4 protein-coding genes are annotated in these 1,440 nt (G+C 44.0%); all 4 read right to left on the reverse strand.

Features of this window, described 5'->3' with window-relative positions; translation table 11 throughout:
- Positions 1–39: 39 nt before the first annotated feature.
- Positions 40–387, reverse strand: coding sequence for a DUF86 domain-containing protein (locus tag K8S15_04475; protein MCD4775291.1), 348 nt, complete (start codon positions 385–387; stop codon positions 40–42).
- On the reverse strand, positions 371–661 hold the full coding sequence (locus tag K8S15_04480; protein ID MCD4775292.1) for a nucleotidyltransferase family protein: 291 nt from the start codon (positions 659–661) through the stop codon (positions 371–373). Before K8S15_04480 ends, K8S15_04475 begins: the two co-directional genes overlap by 17 nt.
- A gap of 164 nt (positions 662–825) precedes the next feature.
- Positions 826–1,179: an endoribonuclease MazF gene (gene mazF, locus K8S15_04485; protein MCD4775293.1), complete on the reverse strand. Its 354-nt coding sequence runs from the start codon at positions 1,177–1,179 to the stop codon at positions 826–828.
- Positions 1,173–1,440: AbrB/MazE/SpoVT family DNA-binding domain-containing protein (locus K8S15_04490; GenBank protein MCD4775294.1), on the reverse strand; the 268-nt coding region annotated here is incomplete at its 5' end. The genes mazF and K8S15_04490, both read right to left, overlap by 7 nt.

Below are 1,440 nucleotides of genomic sequence, written 5' to 3' on the forward strand. Positions count from 1 at the left end.
TACTAATAACTGCAGGGGGGTTCTATGCTCCGGACTGGGTTATACTGGCAGTTCTGAGATGACTTGTGTAATAAGTTCCTTGAGTTCCGGCAGATCACAGGTAGCAGTGATCCACACCATACCGGTATCAATTCCAAAGTAATCATGAACAAGTTTGTTGCGCATTGCTGCCATATCCCGCCAGGGGATGTGTTGATACCGAACGCATAGATCTGAAGAAACACGCTTAGAAGCCTCTCCTATTATCTGTATCTGCCTGATGACACCATCCTGGAGCAGATCGGAACTCTTGAATTCATTTTCATCTACTTCATGCAGGTAACACTCTATCTTCGCTATGGAATCCAGAATGTGCTGAAGGTATACCCGGTCACCCCGCTTCTTCATAAATAACCTTTTGTTCACTGAGTATCTGGTCTCTGAGATATGGACTGATTGACTGCTCCGTCAGAAGATCAACTACTCTGTGCAATACCTCTGAAAGTTCTCGTTCCAGTTTGGCAAGCGTAAGAAAACCAACCCGATCACTGAAGGTGATCAGCAGATCAATATCACTATCTGGTCCGGCATCCCCACGAGCAAAGGAACCGAATAATGACACTTTGCTTACTTTATATTTGCGACAGACGTCAATGAGTTTCCTGACATCAATTTCATCCATACTCAACTCCTCGTAAATGGTACTTTACATTGTGAAAATAGTGATCACACTCTAGTATGTAAACACTCTGGGCGGTCCTATGTATTTGGAAAGTGGTACCGAACCATCGAACGCCAACCAGATAATCAATGCTGAGACATGTAATTTCAGAAAGCAGTTTTACGCTATTTTTCCGGGTGTGTTAGAAGTGTTTTTAATTTCCCAAGTACTTCTGAAACGATTTCATCTGAGACACTGCAGACAATTTCAGAGCTCCTTGCCCTCCAGTCAAGGCTTTTTACCTGATCAGAAAGCACAACTCCGAGAACCTCACATCTATCAGGAAGTCTGACTTCGAAGGGATAACCTTTAATCCTGTTCGTGACAGGGCACATTAATGCCAATCCCACTTTCTGATTGTATGCCTTAGGGGAAAGAACTATTGCCGGTCTTCTACCTTTCTGTTCATGTCCAGTCTGCGGATCAAAGGACAGCCAGACAATGTCTCCCCGGTCGGGAGATACTTCTGATCCTACCATTCTTCTCTGCCTGTTCGATCACCGGTTTTAATCTCTTCGTGAAGATTCTCCTGGCTCACCTGTGCAAGAAGATCCTTTAACAAGTAACTGGGTCGAGGACTAAGTATCAGAGAGCCATCCTTGGTTATTATCTCCACTTCTGTGTCGTACTCAATGCTCAGCTCTTTCGATATCACCTTTGGTATTCGAATAGCCAAGCTGTTTCCCCACTTTTTTACTGTTGTCTTCATATATCCTCCGTATCTACATTGTAGATACACG

Source organism: Candidatus Aegiribacteria sp. (assembly GCA_021108005.1).
Classification (GTDB): Bacteria; Fermentibacterota; Fermentibacteria; order Fermentibacterales; family JCC-6; genus Aegiribacteria.

What these genes read in the sequence shown, in the direction of transcription:
- K8S15_04475 (MCD4775291.1), bottom strand. Translation starts at nt 387, where the DNA reads ATGAAGAAGCGGGGTGACCGGGTATACCTTCAGCACATTCTGGATTCC.
- mazF (MCD4775293.1), bottom strand. Translation starts at nt 1,179, where the DNA reads ATGGTAGGATCAGAAGTATCTCCCGACCGGGGAGACATTGTCTGGCTG.
- K8S15_04480 (MCD4775292.1), bottom strand. Translation starts at nt 661, where the DNA reads ATGGATGAAATTGATGTCAGGAAACTCATTGACGTCTGTCGCAAATAT.